This window comes from Pseudomonas sp. OA65, from assembly GCF_017498305.1.
Taxonomy (GTDB): Bacteria; Pseudomonadota; Gammaproteobacteria; order Pseudomonadales; family Pseudomonadaceae; genus Aquipseudomonas; species Aquipseudomonas zanjanensis.
Map to the genome: position 1 here is coordinate 17,691 of NZ_JAGDEZ010000006.1, position 20,653 is coordinate 38,343.

Consider the following 20,653-nt stretch of genomic DNA (forward strand, 5'->3'; position numbering starts at 1 on the left):
CATCACCTTCCGGGCCGCCCGGCCCGGAAGCGATAAATATGTACCACAGCGTCAACCCTCTTCCTCTCCAGACTGCCGTGACACGTCCAGCCTGATAGGAAGTCTCCATGCGCCACGTTGATAACCCCCTGCTGCAGCGCTATGTCCTGCCGCCGTTCTCAGAGATTCAAGCCGAACACTTTCCCCCCGCCCTCGACCAGATCATCGTCGAAAGCCGCGCTCAAGTCGCCGAGATCATAAAGACTCAAGCGCCCTATCCGACCTGGGATGACTTGGTGTTGGCCATGGACGAAATCCATGGGCGGCTGAAAAGCTTCAGCTATGTGCTGGAATGCCTGGCTTCCACCTGGAGCGGAGACGTCTGGGAGCAGATTTCAAACGATTGCCGAGAACGACTGAATGATTTTCGCCATTCCCTGAGGCAAAACCCCGAGCTGTTCCAGCTTTACCAACGCCTGGCTGACAGCCAGATAGCCATGCATTTCTCACCCGCGAGAAAAAGAACGCTGGCTAAGATCCTGCGGCGGCTTCGCCAGAACTCACTCGCCCCCGACCTACAAGCCTCTTTGAAAGATCTGAAACTGCGTATCCGTGGCGCCGAGACGTTGTTCATGGAGCATTTGGAAGAAGCCAACAAGGCCTGGAGCCAAACGTTCGAGGATGAGGCTCGATTGCGGGGTTTGCCGCCGTATTTCAAACAGCAAATGGCCGAGCACGCACGTGAAAAAGGTCGTACAGGGTGGTTGTTGAGGCTGACGGACGAATCGTTTCGCATTGTCACTCGTTATGCTGACGATCGCGTTCTGCGCGAGCAAATCTACACGGCCTATAGCATTCGAGCGTCGGATCAAGGGCCAAATGCAGGCCTCTTCGACAATGGCGAAGTCCTGCAGCAACTGCTCAGGGACCGCCATCAAACCGCCCTGCTGCTGGGCTATTCGAATTATGCCCAACTGGCGATTGAGCCGGAGCAAGCGCAGTCGCCAGAGCAGGTCATGTCATTCCTGATGGAAAAACTTGGGCGACAACAAAAGCTATTCAAGCAGGAAGCTGAACAGTTAAAGACCTTCGCTGCGCAGGAAGGCTTCAGCGAACTCTGGCCTTGGGATTACCAGTACCTGGCGGAAAAACTACGGCGACAAACGACAGGCGTCTCAGAACAGACGGCCAGCGCCTGGTTTGAGCTGAACTCAACCTTTTCCCAGATGCTGCTGATCGCGCACGATCTGTTCGGCATTGATTTCACCGAACGTCAGGAGCTGTCCGCTTGGCATGCACAGGTTCGTCTGTTTGAAGTCCGCGAGCGGGGCGAGACCCTTGGCTATATTTATTTCGATCCATTTGAAAACGGAAAACTGAACGGTTACCCCCACACCTCCCCTCTGCGAAACCGCCGCATCACGGCCGAGGGCCGACCGCGCTACCCCGTCGCGACGTTGCATGCCTGGCTGCCGCGCGGCTCCGGTTCGAAACCGGTGTTGCTGGATCACCAACACCTGCGCATCCTGTTTCATGAGTTCGGCCATTGTTTGCACCAAGTACTGAGTCGGGCCGACTATCGCGACATTTCGGGCATCTCCGAACTTTCCCGGGACGCCGCCGAGTTTGCCGGAAACCTGCTGGAGCGCTGGTGCCTCTCCAGGCAATGCCTGCTCCGTATAGCCAGGCATCACCAGACCGGAGCGCCCCTGCCGGAACCTATTGCCGATCAGTTGTTGATGTACCTCAGCACTCAAACCAGCTGGGCGAACGCCTGGTCGCTTCGCGACGCCTTATTCGACATGGAGTTGCACCGCAGCCACGGCGACGGACGCACCGCCCAGCAAGTGTTCAACCAGGTCAGCGCACAAGTCGGGCATTTGCCAGCATCCGCCAACGAACGCTGGCCCAACGGCCTGGATTACATGGTCACCGGTTATGGCGCCGGGCTCTATGCCTACATCTGGTCGCAAGATTTGGCCGAACGGGTGTTCGAGCGCTTCGAGCGTAATGGATTGTTCGATAGGACCACTGGGAAGGCGTTGCGCGAAACGATATACGAGGCGGGCGACTCACGACCGTTGTCCGAATCCATCTCCGCCTTCCTGCAGGCGACCGATCATCGTGCAGGTGAAAGGACCTGAGGGTCGAGGTGCCGCGCCGTGGCCGTTGAATTGACCCAGCTCTTCAACGAGCACAACGCAAACACGCTGGTGCTGCAATCGCCGTTCGCCAACGCCACGCGGAGTTTGTCGACATCGGCCTGCATCATGTAGCGCACCCCGTCCTTGAAGTGATGACTGTCACCGAAGCCGCCTTCGGTCATTTCGTTCAGCGCGTCCTCTTTGCTCCAGCCCTGGACCACCACCCGGTACATGGCGGCCACCAACCCGGTGCGGTCCGAGCCGTGCTTGCAGTGCATCAGCACCGGCCCCTTGGCTTCGGCCGCCTGGACCGCGCGCAGGGCCCTGAGTATGTCGCTGTCATCGACATGATTGGTGCGGTAGGGCAACTGCACTTGCTCGATGCCGGGGGTGGACAGCCAACGCTGGTCCGATTCCGGCAGGAACGTGATGACCGTGCCGATCCGAAGCTTCGTCAGCAAGGGCACCGCCGCGCCGTCCGGCAGGGAGCTGCGGTAGAGCGTCGGAGACATCTGGTAGAGGTTGTAGTCCTTTTCCACCGGTTGCGCCCATTCAGCGGGTCTCGCCTCAGGGAAGTCGGCCGCTTGGGCGGGCGCCTCGGCCAGGCCGGCAAGCAAGGCCAGGCACAACAACGAATGGGAACAGAGCTTGAGCATGCACGGACGACCGACAATAAGACCTACGAGAAACTCAGTGTCGGTTCGCTGCGGTTAAAAGGCTGTGAGGAGAACGTCAAAGCGTTGTGAACGCTGATCCGGTGGTTGGGCTGCTGAATGGCACTGGCCTTAATCGAACACAGCGAATACTGTACGCACATACAGCTTTCGGAGTATTCCCATGCCTGCCTCCCTTCCACCGCGCGGCCGCGGCACCGCGACCAACCCGCACAACCGCTTCGCCCCGAATCGCTCGGTGGCCGAAGATGACGGCTGGTATCAGGAAGTCCCGCCGACCCAGGGCACCGAAGTGCGCATCGAAACGGCGAAAACCATCATTACCCGCAACACCTCGTCCGATATCCCATTCGACCGCTCGATCAACCCGTACCGAGGTTGCGAACACGGTTGCATCTACTGCTACGCACGGCCCAGCCATGCCTATTGGGACCTGTCGCCAGGGCTGGATTTCGAGACGAAGCTGATCGCCAAGACCAATGCCACCGACGTGCTGGAGGAGCAATTGTCCCGGCGCGGCTATCAATGCGCGCCGATCGCACTGGGCTCCAACACCGACCCCTATCAGCCGATCGAACGGGAACAACGGATAACCCGGCGGATCCTCGAGGTGCTGCTGCGTTATCGGCATCCGGTGACCATCGTCACCAAGGGCTCGCTGATCCTGCGCGATCTGGACCTGCTGACCGAACTGGCACAGCAACGCCTGGTGCACGTGATGATCAGCCTCACCACCCTGGACGATGAGCTCAAGCGCATTCTCGAACCCCGGGCGGCGGCGCCCAAGGCGCGGCTGCGGGCGATCAAGGTCATGCGTGAGGCAGGCATCAACGTGGGCGTGCTCTGCGCACCGCTGATCCCGATGATCAACGACAGCGAGATCGAGAGCCTGCTGACCGAAGCCCACGCCGCCGGCGCGCAGAATGCCGCCTACGTGATGCTGCGCCTGCCGCTGGAAGTCGCGCCGCTGTTCGAGCAATGGTTGCAGGCGCACTACCCGCAACGCGCCGCCCATGTACTGAGCCTGGTGCGCCAGAGCCGCGGTGGCGAGCTGTATGACAGCCGCTTCGGTGCGCGAATGCGCGGCGAAGGCCCGTTCGCCGACCTGCTGGCCCAGCGCTTCGCCAAGGCACTCAAGCGCCTGGGACTGGAGCGACGCGACAGATACAATCTCGATTGCGCTGCCTTCTGTCCGCCGGGCCGACAGATGTCGTTGATTTGATTAAAGTTGACCCTGGAAAGGCCACTGGATATGAGCTGCGCCAGTGTTTCGCCACCCCTGGAATCGTTGTCCTAGAGCCTTCGATTTCAGTTTGAGTTAAGTTTCGGCCGCTACCTTGTTCAGCGAGTGACTGACGGGTCGCAGATGTCGACCTGGATGTTTTAGCCACTGGCGTCATACCGTCAAAAGAGGATGAATCATGAGTGACAAGGATAATCAGCCGTTGGCTGCGTCGGCTTCAGCCCAACCCGTGGCGGAAACCGCCGATGCAGCGCTGCAGCATATTGTTGACGGCTTTTTGCATTTCCATCACGAGATCTTTCCGCAACAGGAAGAACTCTTCAAGAAACTCGCCACCGCCCAAGCACCCCGGGCGATGTTCATCACCTGCGCCGATTCGCGCATCGTGCCCGAGCTGATCACCCATAGTTCCCCCGGCGACCTGTTCGTAACCCGTAACGTTGGCAACGTCGTTCCTCCTTATGGGCAGATGAACGGCGGCGTCTCCACCGCCATCGAATACGCCGTGCTGGCCCTCGGGGTGCAGCACATCATTGTCTGTGGCCATTCCGACTGCGGCGCCATGCGTGCCGTGCTGAACCCGGACACCCTGGAAAAAATGCCCACGGTAAAAGCCTGGCTGCGCCACGCCGAAGTGGCCAAGACCATGGTCCACGACAACTGTCCGTGCGGCGACGAAAAACAGACCATGCCCGTCCTCACCGAAGAGAACGTGATCGCGCAGTTGCAGCATTTGCGAACGCATCCCTCGGTCGCGTCGCGCATGGCCAGCGGTCAGTTGTTCATCCATGGCTGGGTGTACAACATCGAGACCAGCGAGATCAAAGCCTTTGACGCGGACCAGGGACGTTTCCTGCCGCTCGATGGCAGCCATCCGATACCGGTGGCGACGCCCAAAGCGCGCTTCTAACCACTCCTAAACTTGTGTGGTTCAAGCCTTGCCGCCATTCGCGCGGTAGGGCCTCGCCATGCCTGAAGAAAACTTCGGGAGAGTCGCCATGCGTGCTGCTCAATTAAAAGCTGTTCTGCCACGGGAGCTATTGGCTTCGGTGGTTGTGTTCCTGGTGGCGCTGCCCTTGTGCATGGGCATTGCCATCGCGTCCGGCTTGCCGCCGGCCAAGGGTCTGATTACCGGGATCATCGGCGGTCTGGTGGTGGGTTTTCTGGCTGGCTCGAAGCTTCAAGTCAGCGGCCCGGCCGCCGGGTTGGCGGTGTTGGTCTTTGAATTGGTGCGCCAGCATGGCGTGGCGATGCTCGGGCCGATCCTGCTGCTGGCCGGCCTGCTGCAACTGTTGGCCGGGCGCTTTCGCCTGGGTTGCTGGTTCCGGGTCACCGCGCCTGCCGTGGTTTACGGGATGCTCGCGGGTATCGGCGTGCTGATCATTTTGTCCCAGGTCCATGTGATGCTCGACGCGGCGCCCAAGCCGTCGGGGCTGGACAATCTGGCGGCATTCCCCGCGGCAGTGGCCCAGGCTTTACCGTCGTTCGGCTGGCAGGCTGGCCTGCTCGGTCTTTCGACGATTGCCATGATGTGGCTGTGGGAAAAATTTCGTCCTCACAGTCTGCGCTTCGTTCCCGGTGCCTTGCTCGGCGTTGGCCTGGCAACGGTTGCCAGCCTGTTGTTGGCCTTGCAGGTCAAGCGAGTGGAAGTGCCAGAGAATATGGCCGAGGCCATCGACTGGCTGCGCCCGGCCGATCTGCTGAACCTGGCCGACCCCTCGCTGCTGATCGCCGCGTTCGCCGTCGCCTTCATCGCCAGCGCTGAAACCTTGCTCTCGGCCGCCGCCGTGGACCGCATGCACAGCGGCGAGCGCGCCGATTTCGACCGTGAACTGTCCGCCCAAGGTATCGGCAACATGCTCTGCGGCCTGCTCGGCGCCCTGCCGATGACCGGGGTGATCGTGCGCAGTTCCGCCAACGTCCAGGCCGGGGCCACCACGCGGATGTCGACGATTTTCCATGGCCTGTGGTTGCTGCTGTTCGTGCTGTTGCTGTCCAGCGTGCTGCAAAGCATTCCGGTGGCGAGCCTGGCGGGCGTGTTGGTGTACACCGGTTTCAAACTGGTGGACCTCAAGGCGTTTAGAAGCCTGGGCCGTTATGGCCGGATGCCGATGTTCACCTACGCCGCGACGGCGCTGGCGATCATCTTCACCGACCTGCTGACCGGCGTGCTGATCGGCTTCGGCCTGACCCTGGTGAAACTGGCCTGGAAAGCCTCGCGCCTGAAAATCAGCCTGATCGACTTGCCTCAGGAAGGCGAGATGGAACTGCGCCTGGTCGGGGCGGCCACTTTTCTCAAGGTGCCGGCGCTGACCCAGGTGCTGGGCACCATTCCGACAGGCGCGACCGTGCACGTGCCGCTCAATAACCTGAGCTACATTGATCACTCGTGCCTGGAGCTGCTGGAAGAATGGGGCCGGGCGAATGCCAGCAAGGGTTCGAAGCTGCTGATCGAATCCCGCGGGCTCAAGCGTCGATTGGAAGGGCGGTTGCGCACGACCGTAGGGGTTGGTGCAGCGACCGGTTAACCATGCCCCTGTGGGAGCGAGCCTGCTCGCGATTGCGGTGGATCAGTCGACATAGATGTTGAATGTCCAACCGCTTTCGCGAGCAAGCCCGCTCCCACAAGCGTTTCATGCTTTCCTGATGGATCAAGCCGCCGGCTGGTCCAGCTCCAGGCCCACGCCCAAGCGGCGGGACATGCACGGCCAGCGCTTCCAGGCTGCACCGGTCTCAGGGCTGCTGAGCTTCTCGCGGTAGGCTTCCACCGACTCCAATGCAAACGTTTCGTCGTTGAGCATCTCATCGAACGTGTGATGCACCACTTCGTCGAGCTGGTTGGCGAACTCCTCACCGATCAACTGGTGGGCGATCAGGTTGGCGACCGTCATGTCCAAGGGGATCAGTGGCTGGCCGAAATGCTTGATGTAAAGGTCATTCACCTCTTCCACAAACCGGTGCGCCAGGTAGGCTTCGTCCAGCAGGCTATCGAGCCCGACATGCCCGGCCATAATGGTCGGCGGCTGAAGGAAGTACTGTTCGGCAATCTTCAGTACCGGTTTGATCTGCGACTCGATACCCGCCTCTTTGGCGACTTCGTTGGCCGCGTCCAGCAGGTCCGGCACTTCATCGATGTAGGCGCTGACGAAACGCGCCAAGACGTCATTGGCGTTCGCGTCCGGCAGTTGAATGGCACGGTGCAAATGGGGCAGCTGGGCTTCAAGCTGACGGGTCAATTGGCCGGTCTCGGCTTCGTGTTGTTGGGCTTTTTGGATCTGCTCGCGCAATGCGGCGGTGTTCATGACAACTCCAGGAAACAAAGGCAATGAAATAGGGAAGACATAACTTAGCTGGCGCAAAAACACTCCTAAGACCTATTTTTCATAACTGCCTCTTCCTTGCTGCGTCACGGTTATATCGGTTTGCCATCACTCAGTTCGCATCCTTCTCCATTCGTGGGCTCTAGCGCAAGCCCCGGCTGTTTCAAACGATTTACGCCATCGCGTTGCGAGGTTTCAGGTGCTGTCTATACTCGGTTTGGAATGGAGTTAGCTGATGACACCCGATTGCATGTGCAGCAAGGCGCGGCGAGTCAATTAAGCAGTCTGAATAGCCGATCCCTTGCCGCAGGCTTTACGCCTACGGGATAACAAGAACGATAAGGGGAACCCGCAATGACGCGACATCCACACGTATGGATGGGCCTCCTGTTGTGGTCGATTTTCAGTCAGGCACAAGCGGCCTGGACTGTGAATATGGCGCCTGGAGCGACACAGATCAGCAACGCAGTGTTCGACCTGCACATGACCATTTTCTGGATCTGTGTGGTCATCGGCATCATCGTCTTCGGCGCCATGTTCTGGTCGATGATGATGCACCGCCGCTCAACCGGCCAGAATGCCGCGCACTTTCACGAAAATACCCGCGTCGAAATCCTCTGGACCATCGTGCCCTTCCTGATCCTGGTGCTGATGGCGATTCCTGCCACCGCGACCCTGATCAAGATGTACGACTCCAGTGAGTCGGAGATCGACATCCAGGTCACCGGCTACCAGTGGAAATGGCACTACAAATACCTGGGCCAGGACGTCGAGTTCTTCAGCAACCTGGCGACCCCCGCCGAACAGATCCATAACCAGAGCGCCAAGGGCGAGCATTACCTGCTGGAGGTCGACAAGCCGCTGGTGCTGCCGGTCGATGCCAAGGTGCGCTTTTTGGTGACCTCCGCCGACGTGATCCACTCCTGGTGGGTGCCGGCCTTCGCGGTCAAGCGCGATGCCATTCCGGGGTTCGTCAACGAAGCCTGGACCCGCGTCGACAAGCCCGGCCTGTACCGTGGCCAATGCGCCGAGCTGTGCGGCAAGGACCATGGCTTCATGCCGATCGTGGTGGAGGTCAAGAGCAAGCCCGACTACGAGAAGTGGCTGGGCGAACGCAAGGCCGAAGCCGCGCAGCTCAAAGAGCTTACCAGCAAGGAATGGACCCGCGAAGAGCTCGTCGAGCGTGGCGACAAGGTCTACCACACCACCTGCGTGGCTTGTCACCAGGCCGAAGGCCAGGGCTTGCCACCGATGTTCCCGGCGCTCAAGGGCTCGAAGATCGCCACCGGACCGATCAAGGATCACCTGAACATCGTCTTCCACGGCAAACCCGGCACCTCCATGGCCGCGTTCGGCAAACAATTGTCGGAAGTCGATATCGCCGCGGTCGTGACCTATGAACGCAACGCCTGGGGCAACAACAAGGGCGACATGGTGACGCCTAAAGAAGTGCTGGAACTCAAACAGGCAGAAAGCCAATGAGCCGGCCTGACGCTTGTTCCCGCAACCGGTCGGGGCTCAGCGCCCCGAGCCGTCCAGCCCACTCGTTCGAAGGAGACAGGACATGAGTGCTGTGATCGATGACCACGGTCATGCCGGCGCCGACCACGCCCACGGCCCCGCCAAGGGCCTGATGCGCTGGGTACTGACCACCAACCACAAGGACATCGGCACGTTGTACCTGTGGTTCGCCTTCTCGATGTTCCTGTTGGGCGGCTCGTTCGCCATGGTGATCCGCGCCGAGCTGTTCCAGCCCGGCCTGCAGATCGTCCAGCCGGAATTCTTCAACCAGATGACCACCATGCACGGCCTGGTGATGGTCTTCGGCGCGGTGATGCCGGCCTTCGTCGGCCTGGCCAACTGGATGATCCCGTTGATGATCGGCGCGCCGGACATGGCCCTGCCGCGCATGAACAACTTCAGTTTCTGGCTGTTGCCGGCGGCGTTCCTGATGTTGGTCTCGACGCTGTTCACCCCGGGGGGCGGGCCGAACTTCGGCTGGACCTTCTATGCGCCACTGTCCACCACCTATGCGCCGGAAAGCGTGACGTTCTTCATCTTCGCCATCCACCTGATGGGCATCAGCTCGATCATGGGGGCGATCAACGTGGTCGCCACCATCCTCAACCTGCGCGCCCCCGGCATGACCCTGATGAAAATGCCGCTGTTCGTCTGGACCTGGCTGATCACCGCATTCCTGCTGATCGCAGTGATGCCGGTGCTGGCCGGCTGCGTGACGATGATGCTGATGGACATCCACTTCGGCACCAGCTTCTTCAGTGCCGCCGGCGGCGGTGACCCGGTGCTGTTCCAGCATGTGTTCTGGTTCTTCGGCCACCCCGAGGTGTACATCATGATCCTGCCGGCCTTCGGAGCCGTCAGCTCGATCATCCCGGCGTTCTCGCGCAAGCCGCTGTTCGGCTACACCTCGATGGTCTACGCCACGGCGGCCATTGCGTTCCTGTCGTTCATCGTCTGGGCGCACCACATGTTCGTGGTCGGCATCCCGCTGGTGGGCGAGCTGTTCTTCATGTACGCCACCCTGCTGATCGCCGTGCCCACCGGGGTGAAGGTGTTCAACTGGGCCAGCACCATGTGGCAAGGCTCGCTGACCTTCGAGACACCGATGCTGTTTGCCGTGGCGTTCGTGATCCTGTTTTCCATCGGCGGTTTCTCCGGGCTGATGCTGGCCATCGCCCCGGCGGACTTCCAGTACCAGGACACCTACTTCGTGGTCGCGCACTTCCACTACGTGCTGGTGCCCGGCGCGATCTTCGGGATCTTCGCCTCGGCCTACTACTGGCTGCCGAAATGGACCGGCCACATGTACGACGAAACCCTCGGCAAGCTGCACTTCTGGCTGTCGTTCATCGGCATGAACCTGGCGTTCTTCCCGATGCACTTCGTCGGCCTGGCGGGCATGCCCCGGCGGATTCCCGACTACAACCTGCAGTTCGCCGACTTCAACATGGTCTCGTCCATCGGCGCGTTCATGTTCGGCACCACGCAGATCTTCTTCCTGTTCATCGTGATCAAGACCATCCGCGGCGGTGAGCCGGCACCGGCCAAACCGTGGGATGGGGCCGAAGGGTTGGAGTGGAGCGTGCCGTCGCCAGCGCCGTATCACACGTTTACTACGCCGCCGGAAGTGAAATGAACACCGCAGCTTTTGTGGGAGCGAGCCTGCTCGCGATAGATGCGACTCGGTGTGTCAGACATACCGCCATCGCGAGCAAGCCCGCTCCCACAGGGTTCGGTGCAAGGAGCTGCATCCATGGCTGACTCGATCTCGCTGAAGAAACTGGTCACCCGCCTGCTACTGGTGGTGGTGGCCATGTTCATCTTCGGGTTTGCCCTGGTGCCGATCTACGACGTGATGTGCAAGGCGTTTGGTATCAACGGCAAGACCGGCGGGCAGTACGAAGGCGAGCAGGTCGTCGATGAATCACGCCAGGTACGCGTGCAGTTCCTGTCGACCAATTCGGTGGACATGGTCTGGGACTTCTACCCCAAGGGCGATGAGCTGGTGGTCAAGCCCGGGGCGGTCAACGAGATGGTGTTCGTCGCCCACAACCCCACCGACCGGCCGATGAGCGCCCAGGCGGTGCCAAGCATCTCGCCGAGCAACGCGGCGGCGTATTTCCACAAGACCGAATGTTTTTGTTTTACCCAGCAAGTGCTGCAACCCGGCGAACGCATCGAGATGCCCATGCGCTTCATCGTCGACCGGGACATGCCCAAGGAAGTGAAGCATCTGACGCTGTCCTACACGCTGTTCGACATCACCGCTCGTCATCCACCGGTGGCTCTAAACACTGACCGATAGCGTGCCCGATAAGGAGAACAATAAATGGCAACTCACGAACACTATTACGTTCCGGCCCAGAGCAAATGGCCGATCATCGCCACGGTCGGGATGTTCGTCACGGTGTATGGGCTGGCGACCTGGTTCAACGACCTGAAGGCGGCGCGCCCGGAATCCCATGGCCCGCTGATCTTTTTCGTTGGCGGCCTGCTGGTGGCCTACATGCTGTTCGGCTGGTTCGGCGCGGTCATCAAGGAAAGCCGCGCCGGGCTGTACAGCGCCCAGCTCGACCGCTCGTTCCGCTGGGGCATGAGCTGGTTCATCTTTTCCGAAGTGATGTTCTTCATCGCCTTCTTCGGCGCGCTGTTCTACGTGCGCACGATCTCCGCGCCGGGGTTGGCCGGCGAAGGCAGCAAGGGCTTGTCGGAAATGCTCTGGCCGAACTTCGAATACGTCTGGCCGTTGTTGAACAACCCCGATCCCAAGCTCTTCCCACCGCCCAAGGATGTGATCAGCCCTTGGGGCTTGCCGCTGCTCAACACCATCCTGCTGGTCAGCTCCAGCGTCACCGTGACCATCGCCCACCATGCCCTGAAAAAAGGCCATCGTGGCGCGTTGAAAATCTGGCTGGCGATCACCGTGCTGCTGGGTTGCGCCTTCCTGGGCTTCCAGGCCGAGGAATACATCCACGCCTATAAAGAGCTGGGCCTGACGTTGGGTTCGGGGATCTACGGCGCGACGTTCTTCATGCTCACGGGCTTCCACGGCGCCCACGTCACCATCGGCACGATCATCTTGTTCGTGATGCTGATGCGCGTCATGCGCGGGCATTTCGACAACGAGCACCAGTTCGGCTTCGAGGCCGCGAGCTGGTATTGGCACTTCGTCGATGTGGTGTGGATCGGCTTGTTCTTCTTTGTCTACATCCTCTGAGGCAGCCGTTAACAGGGCGGCTTTTACCAAGGAGCATGCGACACCAACTGGCCGCTGAAAAAGCCCCAGGCGATCAAGCCGACGGTGACGGCGGCCAAGGCGACACGAACCGCCAGGGCAATGACCAGGCGATTGGAACTGCTGTCGTCCTTGACCAGAAAAAACAGGCCGCTGAACAGGCTGGCAATTGTGGCGATCAGCATCAGGGCGATGGCTGCTTTAAGCATTAGGGACACTCCGGGGGGACGCGATGCACGTGAGTATAGCTATCCCGTTCGACAGCTTTCGGGCGACGCCATGAACGGCTTCCGGCCGGGCCTCGTGCCGTCATTGGTGGTGGCCGTGCTGGTGCCGGTGATGGTGTGCCTGGGGTTCTGGCAACTGAGCCGGGGCGAACAGAAGCGTGTGCTCATGGACACCTACGCCGAGCGCCGCGTGGCGGCGCCGATGGACAGCGCCGAACTGGCGCACATCGCCGACCCGGCCTTTCGACCGGTCACGCTGCAAGGCCAGTTCGACGCCGAGCACAGCATCCTGCTGGACAACCGCCAACACGACGGCAAGGTCGGCGTCGAGTTGCTGCAACCGTTCCTCGACCACCGCACCGGGCTTTGGCTGCTGGTCAATCGCGGCTGGCTGCCCTGGCCAGACCGGCGCATCCCGCCCGCCTTCAACACCCCGGAACAACCCGTGAGCCTTCAGGCCTGGGTCTACGTCGCACCCGGCGCCACCTTCCAACTTCACGCCGACCCGGCCGGCGCCCCCTGGCCGCGACTGGTCACCGCCATCGAGCCGGACAAGCTCTGGGCCGACCTCGACCGCAACGGCTTCGCCTACGAATTACGCCAACAAAGCGGCCCTGGCGCCTACCGGACCGATTGGCCCGTAGTCGCCATGGGCCCAGAAAAACACCTCGGCTATGCCGTGCAGTGGTTCGCCATGGCGGCGGCGCTGTTCGGCCTGTTCCTTTATCTCGGATGGCACAACGCAGGGAGACACCATGGGAAGCACCATGAATCCAACCAACACGTCTGAGGCCCCCGTGGCGCCCAACCGGCGCAAGGGCCGCGTGCAATTGCTGCTGATCGTGCTCGGAGTGATCGGCCCGATGATCCTCGCCACCGGCATGTACAAGTTCCAGTTCTGGGTGCCCGACAGCCGCAGCTACCACGGTGAGCTGATCGGCAACGGCCAGACCCGCGCCGAGATTGGCGTACAAGCCGATGAGCAACGCTGGCAGATCCTGGTCACCGCGCCGCAGGAGTGCTCGGTGGATTGCCGGCAACTGGTGTACCTGGCCCGTCAGGTGCAGATCGGCCTGGGACGCGAAGCCGGCCGCGCCAGCCATGCCCTGGCCATCGCACAACCGCTGGATGCCGAGTACGACGCCCAACTGCAGCGCGAATACCCACAACTGCAACGTTATCCACTGGACCTGCCGGCCTATCAGAAAGGCGCCCAGGGCTCCGGCGGTGCGCAACTGTGGATCATCGATCCCCACAGCAACCTGGTGCTGCGCTATGACGCCAGGGTCAAGGGCAAGGACCTGCTCAACGACCTGCGCCACCTGCTGAAACTGTCGAACATCGGATGAGGGCATCGACATGGCCAAACCTGGATTTCGCCTCGCGCTGTTTGCCACGCTGCTGGCACTGATCGTCGTCCTGTTGGGCGCCTACACCCGGCTCACCCACGCCGGCCTCGGTTGCCCGGACTGGCCCGGTTGCTACGGCTTCATCAGCGTGCCCAAGAGCGAAGCCCAACTGGCCCATGCCGAGTTGCATTTCCCCGACACCCCGGTGGAGGCCCACAAAGGCTGGAACGAGATGGTCCATCGCTACTTTGCCGGGGCCCTGGGGCTGATGATTACCGCGCTGGCCGCCCGAGCCTGGATGAACCGTCGCCGCCCCGGCCAGCCTTTGAAATTGCCGCTGTTCCTGCTGGCCGTGGTCTTCGCCCAGGCAGCGTTCGGCATGTGGACCGTGACCCTCAAGCTCTGGCCACAGGTGGTCACCGGGCATTTGCTGGGCGGGTTCGCGACGTTGAGCCTGCTGTTCCTGCTGACGCTGAGATTGTCTGGCGTATTACCCGCGCTGACCGTGCCCAAGCGCCTGCAACATTGGGCCACCGCCGGGCTGCTGTTGGTGATCGGCCAGATAGCCTTGGGCGGCTGGGTCAGTTCCAACTACGCCGCCGTGGCCTGCATCGATTTCCCGACCTGCCACGGCGAATGGATGCCGCCCGCCGATTTCGCCAATGGCTTTCACCTGACCCAGCACATCGGCCCGAACTACCTGGGCGGGCAACTGGACAGCGACGCTCGTACCGCCATTCACGTAACCCACCGCATCGGCGCGTTGCTGGTGACCGTGGTGTTGTTGGGGTTGGCCTGGCAATTGAAACGGGTGGGCATGACTCGACTGGCGGGGCTGGTCCTCGCCGCCCTGGCCGCGCAAATTACGCTAGGTATAAGCAACGTCGTGTTTCATCTGCCGCTGCCGGTGGCCGTGGCCCATAACGCCGGGGGCGCCGCGCTGCTGCTGACCCTGGTATTGGTCAACTATCACGCCCGGACCAGCCTGGTCCGGGTCAAGCATCAGGTCCCGCTGCGCTGGCGCTTCAACCCGCATAAACACAGCGTCAGCCCTATAACAATAAAAGGAGAGATGCCATGGCAACCTTGACCGGTGAACGCCACAGCCAAGCGATCTGGCGCGATTACCTGGAGCTGACCAAGCCGAAAGTGGTGGTGCTGATGCTGATCACCTCGCTGGTCGGCATGTTTCTCGCCACCCGTGCCGGCGTGCCGTGGACAGTCCTGGTGTTCGGCAACCTCGGCATCGCCCTGTGTGCTGGCGGCGCGGCGGCGGTCAACCACGTGGTGGACCGGCGCATCGACGCGGTGATGGCCCGCACCCACAAGCGGCCCTTGGCCGAGGGCCGGGTCTCGCCGGCCGCCGCACTGACCTTCGCCCTGGCGCTGGCGGTGGCCGGCCAGGCCATGCTGCTGGTGTTCACCAATCCGCTGACCGCCTGGCTGACCCTCGCTTCGCTGCTGGGTTACGCCGTGATCTATACCGGCTTCCTCAAGCGCGCCACACCCCAAAACATCGTCATCGGCGGCCTCGCCGGCGCCGCGCCGCCGCTGCTGGGCTGGGTCGCGGCCACCGGCCATGTCAGCGCCGAACCGCTGCTGCTGGTGCTGATCATCTTCGCCTGGACCCCGCCACATTTCTGGGCCCTGGCGATTCACCGCAAAGAGGAATACGCCAAGGCCGACATCCCGATGCTGCCGGTGACCCACGGCGAGCACTACACCAAGATTCATATCCTGCTATACACCCTGGTGCTGCTGGCGGTGAGCCTGATGCCGTTCGTGATCCAGATGAGCGGAATGCTCTACCTGATTTGTGCCCTGGTGCTGGGCGCCCGGTTCCTGCAATGGGCCGTGGTGTTGTACCGTGGCAGTCGGCCGCACGCGGCGATCAACACCTTCAAGTACTCTATCTGGTACTTGTTCCTGCTGTTCATCGCCCTGCTTGTAGATCACTACTTACTGTTGAGCCTATGACTCGAACCCAGAAAACCGTCTTCATCCTCGCGGCCGTGATCGCAGTGATCCTCGGCCTGACCATCAACAAGGTGCTGTCCAGCAAAGGCCAGGGTGACCCGACGGCCTTGATCGACGCCGGCATCATCCTGCTGCCCCAGAGCCGTAACCTGCCGGACGTGAAAATGACCGACCAGGACGGCCAGCCCGTGGTGATGGATGGGCTGAAAGACAAATGGAGCTTGCTGTTCTTCGGCTACACCTTCTGCCCTGACATCTGCCCGACCACCCTCGCCCAACTGCGCCAGATCAAAAGCGAACTACCGCCCGAGGCGGTGGATAAGTTGCAGATCGTGTTGGTGAGCGTCGACCCGAACCGCGACACGCCCAAGCAGCTCAAGCAGTACCTGGGGTACTTCGATCCGCAGTTCAAAGGCCTGACCGCTGCCTCGGTGGAAGACCTGCAGAAACTGGCGAATGCGGTGAGCATTCCGTTTATCCCGGCGGACACCAGCAAGCCCAACTACACGGTTGACCACAGCGGCAACCTCGCCGTGATTGGCCCGGACGGTACTCAGCGTGGGTTTATTCGTGCGCCGTTGAATAACCAGAAGTTGGTGGCGCAGTTGCCGGAGATGCTCAAGCGTAAATAAGGCCAAGGCGAGGCCACCTGTTCTCTGCAGCCTGGGGGCATCCAGTGGGAATACAGTGTCTGCAACACCCCGATCCCTTGTGGGAGCGAGCCTGCTCGCGATGACGCCAGCCCAGCCCCCATGGCGAGGGAGCTTGCTCCCGCTCGACAGCGCAGCAGTCCAAAACCGGACGACGCGGTTTGCCTGAATAAATGCCGAAATCTGTGGGAGCAAGCTCCCTCGCCACAGGGTTAGTGTCGAGCCGAGCATCCAGCCCAACGCCACCCACTGTGGGAGCAAAGCTTACTCGCGATTGGGGCAGGTCTGTCGACAACGGGTTTGGCTGGTCTACCGCTATCGCGAGCAAGCTTTGCTCCCACGGATTTTGCGCTGTCTGAGCTTTTAGCGGATTGGCAGTGGACTGGTAGGTGGGCTGTTTTGTGAGCGCTGCGCACTCAAGCGGGAGCAAGCTCTCATGGAACAAATTACAACCCCATGTTTTTAAAGTACTTTTAAACAAGCTGAATGTGACTCAGTTGGACCGCTATTCCCGTGTGGCGAGGGGATTTATCCCCGCTGGGCTGCGCAGCAGCCCCAAAAGCAACGACCTCGATCTTGCTGGCACACCGAGTTGTCTGGTTGGGGGCCGCTGCGCAGCCCAACGGGGATAAATCCCCTCGCCACAAGACCTGTTCCCTGCGCGACAGCGCAGCGTCGGCGACGCGGCGGGGACTCCCTCGCCACAGGGGTTAGTGTCGAGCCGAATATCCAGCCCAACGCCACCCACTGTGGGAGCGAGCTTGCTCGCGATTGGGGCACGTCTGTCGATAACGGGTTTGGGCTGGTCTACCGCTATCGCGAGCAAGCTTTGCTCCCACGGATGTGTCCAAGGACGCTTCTCGTTCCGCGTCTGATCAGAAATCAACAGTCCCCGAGAATTTCACCAACCGCGGATCCCCCTGCGAAAGGTAGCCGCCGTTCGCCGAGGCCCAGTAGTTCTTATCGGTAATGTTCTCCACGTTGACGCGCAACGTCAGGTCTTTCTCTACGAATTTCATCTTATAACGTGCGCCCGCGTCGAAACGGTTCCAGGTTGGCAAGCTCAGGTTGTTAGCCTGATCCGCGTACTGCCCGCCCGTGCGCAACATCCTCGCGCTGAGCGCGGCGCCTTCGATACCCGGGACATCCCAATCCACGCTGGCATTGAGCTGGAACGTCGGCACGCCAATGGCGTGATTGCCATCGTTGAGGCCGCCAGCGGTTTTTTTGAGTTCAGACGTCATGCGGGTGCCACCGGCCATCAACCGGAGACCCTCGATGGGCTCGCCGAAAACGCTGATCTCCAGCCCCTTGTTGACCTGCTCACCATCGCGCACATAGAGGTTCTGCGCGTTGTCGACGTAACCATCGGACGGTTTCTCGATGCGGAAAACACCCACGTTGGCACCGAAGGTCTGCATGTCCAGCTTGATGCCCGCTTCCAACTGTTTTGTGCGGCCAGGAGGAAAGGCTTGGCCCAGGTTGGTGATGCCTGTACCCGACGCCACTGGCCCTTTTGCAAGGCCTTCGATTCGGTTGGCATAGAGCGAAACGCTCTCCACAGGTTTGTAGACGATGCCATAGACCGGCGTGGTAACGGCTTCATCGTAGAGCGTGCTGCGGCTGCCATCGTTTGCTGGATTGGCGACACCGTTTGAGGTGGTGCCATCGTACTTGTAGTTTTCGACACGCAACTGCTGACGACGGACACCATAAGTGACCAGCAACTTGTCATCGAACAAGCCCAACGTGTCGGAGATCGCCAGACTGCGGTTGCGGGTTTTGCCGGTCACCCCGGGATCGCCCATTTCACCGCCAGTGCTGGACACCACGGTCGGCTTGGGAAGCTTCGGGGTGTCGTAAATATTGCTGTTGCCGGTCACGGAACGATAGAACGTGTAGGCGTTTTCCTGCTCGGTCCAGATCGTTGAGCCGCCGATCGCAACCTGGTGGGAAACAGGGCCCGTGTTGAAGCGCCCGTTCAACCCGCCACTGAACGATGTGTTGTCTTCATTGTGAGGAATTTCCGAGCCACCGATCGTCGCGACACCGTTATTGCCGACCAGTGTCGGTGTGGCGTACACCCCGGTTTCTCGGGTGTGTTTTACACCGCCCGCCAAGTAGGCGGTCCAGTTTTCGTTCAAATCCCAATCGCCACGAACCATGCCGAAGGTGTCTTCGGTTTCGGAGTAAGTCCAGTCCTGGCCAAAATTGTGACTAGCGTGCGGAGCCGTGGGGATGCGGGTGGCGCTGCCGATATTCACCGAGTTACGCAGTCCATTGACACGCTGTTTCTGGTAGCCGAAATCGGTGGAAATGCGGAAGTCGTCACCTCGATAGTCCAAGCCCGCCACGAACAACTTGGTGCGCTGATCCTGGTTATCGATCGCTGTTTCACCTTCGCGCTGGCTCAGGTTCAACCTGGCGCCAAACCGATTGTCCTCGCCGAATCGCTGCCCGATATCCAAATGCTCGCCAATGCGGCCATCGGTGCTGATGTCCTGGGTATAGCGACGCGTCGGGACGTCCTGCGCGCGTTTGGGCTGCAAGTTGACGCCGCCCCCAAGACCCGAGCCCGTCGGACTGACACCGTTGATAAATGCGTTGGGGCCTTTGAATACCTCGACACGCTCAATCGCATCCGTCGACAGGATCTGACGGGGTAAAACTCCATACAGCCCGTTGTAGGAAATGTCGTCGCTATTAAGCGGCAGGCCTCGGATCACGAACACTTGGGACTGGTTACCAAACCCATAGGATTGACGCACCGACGGATCATTGAGCAGCACGTCACCCACGTCTTCCGCTTGCTGATCTTCAATCAGCTGCGAGGTGTAACTGGTCATCACAAACGGGACATCCATGTTGTCCTGATTGCCCAACACCCCCATCTGGCCTCCCCTCGCCACCTGACCACCCGCATAGGGCGTGGGTAGCGTGTTGGAATTGGATTTGATCGCATCGGCAGTAACGGCGGTCACGCCCAATTCAATAGGCTCTGCCGCCTGGGTAAGAAAACTGACCGAGCAGCATGCAGCAAGCAACGTAAGGCGAGATGGAAATAGCATGGAGTGAGTACCTGCGGAAACGGAGAGCCAATTCCGCCAATGCTAATGATTCGCAGATAGATTATCTATAGCAGAGGGCACGTTGCCATAAGAGATTTGGAAAGCGGTTTAGTCAGCCCAGACAGCCCCTGTGGGGGGCTTGCTCGCAAAAGCGGCGGGTCAGCTTGCTTCAATATTGAATGTGCCACCCTCTTCGCGAGCAAGCTCGCTCCCACACTGGGCGGCGGTGAACACAGTATCTGCAACAGCTCCGATTCCCTGTGGGAGCGAGCTTGCTCGCGATGACGCCAGCCCAGACACCGCCCGTGGCGAGGGGAGCTATTGATGCCGCAACGAGAAAACCCGGCCACCTGTGCCGGGTTTTTGATTCTTCTCGAAGGCCAACGGATGAGGGTCAGTCGCCCCGCTTCACATGATCAGCCCTTGGAACTGGCCTGCGCCGCTTCAACGATCAGCTCTGCAACTTTCCCCGGGTTGGACGTCATCACCACATGGGAAGCCCCTTGAACGGTGACAGTCTTTTTCGAGCCAGCGCGTTCGGCCATGAACTTCAGGGCCGCCTCGGGGATGTTTTTGTCCGCCGAGCCGTAGATGAACCAGGACGGCAGTGTTTTCCAGGCCGGTTCGCCAGACGCTTCCTTCAAGGCCGCCTCGCTGATGGGGCGTTGTGTAGCAGCCATCAGCGCGGAATCAGCCGCTGGAACGTCGGCGGCAAATTGTTGGCCGAATTTGTCCTGCTGGATGTAGAGATCCTTATTGCCGTCGTCCAACTGCACCGGAGCCGCCAAGGTCGGGCCAAGGGTGCCGCCAGGGTAGCGACCGGACAGTTCGATGGCGGTTTCGCCTTTGTCCGGCGCGAAGGCTGCGACATAGACGAGCGCCTTGACCTTGGGGTTGTTATGCACGGCGTTGGTTATCACCGCGCCGCCGTAAGAATGCCCCACCAGGATCACCGGGCCAGCGGTTTGCTCGACGATATCGGCGACGTAATCGGCGTCCTGCTTCACGCCGCGCAGCGGGTTGGCCGCGGCAACAACCGGATAACCCTGGGTCAGCAACTGGGCGGCAACGCCATTCCAGCTGGACGATTCGGCGAAGGCGCCATGCACCAGCACGATGGTGGGCTTGGTGGCGTCGGGTTGCGCGGCGGTTGCGTTTTGAACGGATGTCAGTGCCAGCGCAGCGGTGATGGTAACGGCCAACAGCGATTTGATAGTGAGCATGATCATTCCTTTTTTCATTGATTAGTGGGGTGACGCTGCAGCG

The 20,653-nt window shown here is 60.7% G+C and carries 18 protein-coding genes; 13 read left to right on the plus strand and 5 right to left on the minus strand.

Features of this window, described 5'->3' with window-relative positions; all coding sequences use genetic code 11:
• Positions 1-107 precede the first annotated feature (107 nt).
• Positions 108-2,123, plus strand: coding sequence for a M3 family metallopeptidase (locus J3361_RS06780; protein WP_207963465.1), 2,016 nt, complete (start codon positions 108-110; stop codon positions 2,121-2,123).
• Here the strand turns inward: J3361_RS06780 and J3361_RS06785 are convergent.
• Positions 2,099-2,779, minus strand: coding sequence for a tyrosine-protein phosphatase (locus tag J3361_RS06785; protein WP_207963466.1), 681 nt, complete (start codon positions 2,777-2,779; stop codon positions 2,099-2,101). The genes J3361_RS06780 and J3361_RS06785 overlap by 25 nt on opposite strands.
• A 181-nt stretch (positions 2,780-2,960) precedes the next feature.
• Here J3361_RS06785 and J3361_RS06790 point away from each other — a divergent pair, with 181 nt between their 5' ends.
• The 3 genes from J3361_RS06790 (at position 2,961) to J3361_RS06800 (ending at position 6,568) form a co-directional block, all read left to right on the plus strand.
• Positions 2,961-4,019, plus strand: a complete 1,059-nt coding sequence (locus J3361_RS06790) for a PA0069 family radical SAM protein (RefSeq protein WP_207963467.1) — start codon at positions 2,961-2,963, stop codon at positions 4,017-4,019.
• A 199-nt stretch (positions 4,020-4,218) separates the two neighbouring features.
• Positions 4,219-4,950: a carbonic anhydrase gene (locus J3361_RS06795; RefSeq protein ID WP_207963468.1), complete on the plus strand. Its 732-nt coding sequence runs from the start codon at positions 4,219-4,221 to the stop codon at positions 4,948-4,950.
• Positions 4,951-5,038: 88 nt separating this feature from the next.
• Complete coding sequence (locus J3361_RS06800) at positions 5,039-6,568, plus strand: SulP family inorganic anion transporter (protein ID WP_207963469.1); 1,530 nt, start codon at positions 5,039-5,041, stop codon at positions 6,566-6,568.
• Between the two features lie 123 nt (positions 6,569-6,691).
• On the opposite strand, the gene J3361_RS06805 is transcribed toward J3361_RS06800, so the two are convergent.
• Positions 6,692-7,342, minus strand: coding sequence for a hypothetical protein (locus J3361_RS06805; RefSeq protein ID WP_207963470.1), 651 nt, complete (start codon positions 7,340-7,342; stop codon positions 6,692-6,694).
• A 372-nt stretch (positions 7,343-7,714) separates the two neighbouring features.
• Between J3361_RS06805 and coxB the strand changes: the two genes are divergently transcribed.
• From coxB to J3361_RS06825, 4 genes are all read left to right on the plus strand, one after another.
• A complete protein-coding gene (gene coxB / locus J3361_RS06810) occupies positions 7,715-8,842 on the plus strand; it encodes a cytochrome c oxidase subunit II (protein ID WP_186708276.1) in 1,128 nt (375 codons plus the stop codon).
• Positions 8,843-8,924: 82 nt separating this feature from the next.
• Positions 8,925-10,517, plus strand: a complete 1,593-nt coding sequence (ctaD, locus tag J3361_RS06815; RefSeq protein ID WP_092167716.1) for a cytochrome c oxidase subunit I — start codon at positions 8,925-8,927, stop codon at positions 10,515-10,517.
• Between the two features lie 117 nt (positions 10,518-10,634).
• Positions 10,635-11,186 (plus strand): cytochrome c oxidase assembly protein, encoded by a 552-nt coding sequence (locus J3361_RS06820; protein ID WP_207963471.1) that lies wholly within the window; start codon positions 10,635-10,637, stop codon positions 11,184-11,186.
• A gap of 24 nt (positions 11,187-11,210) precedes the next feature.
• Positions 11,211-12,098 (plus strand): cytochrome c oxidase subunit 3, encoded by an 888-nt coding sequence (locus tag J3361_RS06825; protein ID WP_207963472.1) that lies wholly within the window; start codon positions 11,211-11,213, stop codon positions 12,096-12,098.
• 23 nt (positions 12,099-12,121) lie between these two features.
• On the opposite strand, the gene J3361_RS06830 is transcribed toward J3361_RS06825, so the two are convergent.
• Complete coding sequence (locus J3361_RS06830; RefSeq protein WP_207963474.1) at positions 12,122-12,325, minus strand: twin transmembrane helix small protein; 204 nt, start codon at positions 12,323-12,325, stop codon at positions 12,122-12,124.
• Positions 12,326-12,395: 70 nt separating this feature from the next.
• Between J3361_RS06830 and J3361_RS06835 the strand changes: the two genes are divergently transcribed.
• Genes J3361_RS06835 through J3361_RS06855 form a run of 5 tightly spaced genes read left to right on the plus strand, consistent with a single transcriptional unit; the run spans position 12,396 to position 16,301 of the window.
• On the plus strand, positions 12,396-13,133 hold the full coding sequence (locus J3361_RS06835) for an SURF1 family protein (protein ID WP_207963476.1): 738 nt from the start codon (positions 12,396-12,398) through the stop codon (positions 13,131-13,133).
• A complete protein-coding gene (locus J3361_RS06840; RefSeq protein ID WP_207963478.1) occupies positions 13,099-13,692 on the plus strand; it encodes a hypothetical protein in 594 nt (197 codons plus the stop codon). Before J3361_RS06835 ends, J3361_RS06840 begins: the two co-directional genes overlap by 35 nt.
• A gap of 10 nt (positions 13,693-13,702) precedes the next feature.
• Positions 13,703-14,782: a COX15/CtaA family protein gene (locus J3361_RS06845; RefSeq protein WP_207963480.1), complete on the plus strand. Its 1,080-nt coding sequence runs from the start codon at positions 13,703-13,705 to the stop codon at positions 14,780-14,782.
• Entirely contained in the window at positions 14,770-15,669 is a 900-nt protein-coding gene (gene cyoE / locus J3361_RS06850) for a heme o synthase (protein ID WP_207963482.1), read from the plus strand. The genes J3361_RS06845 and cyoE overlap by 13 nt, the downstream gene beginning before the upstream one ends.
• Positions 15,666-16,301, plus strand: a complete 636-nt coding sequence (locus tag J3361_RS06855) for an SCO family protein (protein WP_207963484.1) — start codon at positions 15,666-15,668, stop codon at positions 16,299-16,301. The genes cyoE and J3361_RS06855 overlap by 4 nt, the downstream gene beginning before the upstream one ends.
• Before the next feature lie 893 nt (positions 16,302-17,194).
• Here the strand turns inward: J3361_RS06855 and J3361_RS06860 are convergent.
• Both J3361_RS06860 and J3361_RS06865 read right to left on the minus strand, forming a co-directional pair.
• Positions 17,195-19,387 (minus strand): TonB-dependent siderophore receptor, encoded by a 2,193-nt coding sequence (locus J3361_RS06860; RefSeq protein ID WP_207963485.1) that lies wholly within the window; start codon positions 19,385-19,387, stop codon positions 17,195-17,197.
• A gap of 416 nt (positions 19,388-19,803) precedes the next feature.
• Positions 19,804-20,616: an alpha/beta hydrolase gene (locus J3361_RS06865; RefSeq protein WP_207963486.1), complete on the minus strand. Its 813-nt coding sequence runs from the start codon at positions 20,614-20,616 to the stop codon at positions 19,804-19,806.
• Between the last annotated feature and the right edge of the window lie 37 nt (positions 20,617-20,653).

Excerpts from the sequence above, each read along its gene's own strand:
- J3361_RS06780 (WP_207963465.1), top strand. The coding sequence starts at position 108 with ATGCGCCACGTTGATAACCCCCTGCTGCAGCGCTATGTCCTGCCGCCG.
- J3361_RS06785 (WP_207963466.1), bottom strand. The coding sequence starts at position 2,779 with ATGCTCAAGCTCTGTTCCCATTCGTTGTTGTGCCTGGCCTTGCTTGCC.
- J3361_RS06790 (WP_207963467.1), top strand. The coding sequence starts at position 2,961 with ATGCCTGCCTCCCTTCCACCGCGCGGCCGCGGCACCGCGACCAACCCG.
- J3361_RS06795 (WP_207963468.1), top strand. The coding sequence starts at position 4,219 with ATGAGTGACAAGGATAATCAGCCGTTGGCTGCGTCGGCTTCAGCCCAA.
- J3361_RS06800 (WP_207963469.1), top strand. The coding sequence starts at position 5,039 with ATGCGTGCTGCTCAATTAAAAGCTGTTCTGCCACGGGAGCTATTGGCT.
- J3361_RS06805 (WP_207963470.1), bottom strand. The coding sequence starts at position 7,342 with ATGAACACCGCCGCATTGCGCGAGCAGATCCAAAAAGCCCAACAACAC.
- coxB (WP_186708276.1), top strand. The coding sequence starts at position 7,715 with ATGACGCGACATCCACACGTATGGATGGGCCTCCTGTTGTGGTCGATT.
- ctaD (WP_092167716.1), top strand. The coding sequence starts at position 8,925 with ATGAGTGCTGTGATCGATGACCACGGTCATGCCGGCGCCGACCACGCC.
- J3361_RS06820 (WP_207963471.1), top strand. The coding sequence starts at position 10,635 with ATGGCTGACTCGATCTCGCTGAAGAAACTGGTCACCCGCCTGCTACTG.
- J3361_RS06825 (WP_207963472.1), top strand. The coding sequence starts at position 11,211 with ATGGCAACTCACGAACACTATTACGTTCCGGCCCAGAGCAAATGGCCG.
- J3361_RS06830 (WP_207963474.1), bottom strand. The coding sequence starts at position 12,325 with ATGCTTAAAGCAGCCATCGCCCTGATGCTGATCGCCACAATTGCCAGC.
- J3361_RS06835 (WP_207963476.1), top strand. The coding sequence starts at position 12,396 with ATGAACGGCTTCCGGCCGGGCCTCGTGCCGTCATTGGTGGTGGCCGTG.
- J3361_RS06840 (WP_207963478.1), top strand. The coding sequence starts at position 13,099 with ATGGGAAGCACCATGAATCCAACCAACACGTCTGAGGCCCCCGTGGCG.
- J3361_RS06845 (WP_207963480.1), top strand. The coding sequence starts at position 13,703 with ATGGCCAAACCTGGATTTCGCCTCGCGCTGTTTGCCACGCTGCTGGCA.
- cyoE (WP_207963482.1), top strand. The coding sequence starts at position 14,770 with ATGGCAACCTTGACCGGTGAACGCCACAGCCAAGCGATCTGGCGCGAT.
- J3361_RS06855 (WP_207963484.1), top strand. The coding sequence starts at position 15,666 with ATGACTCGAACCCAGAAAACCGTCTTCATCCTCGCGGCCGTGATCGCA.
- J3361_RS06860 (WP_207963485.1), bottom strand. The coding sequence starts at position 19,387 with ATGCTATTTCCATCTCGCCTTACGTTGCTTGCTGCATGCTGCTCGGTC.
- J3361_RS06865 (WP_207963486.1), bottom strand. The coding sequence starts at position 20,616 with ATGATCATGCTCACTATCAAATCGCTGTTGGCCGTTACCATCACCGCT.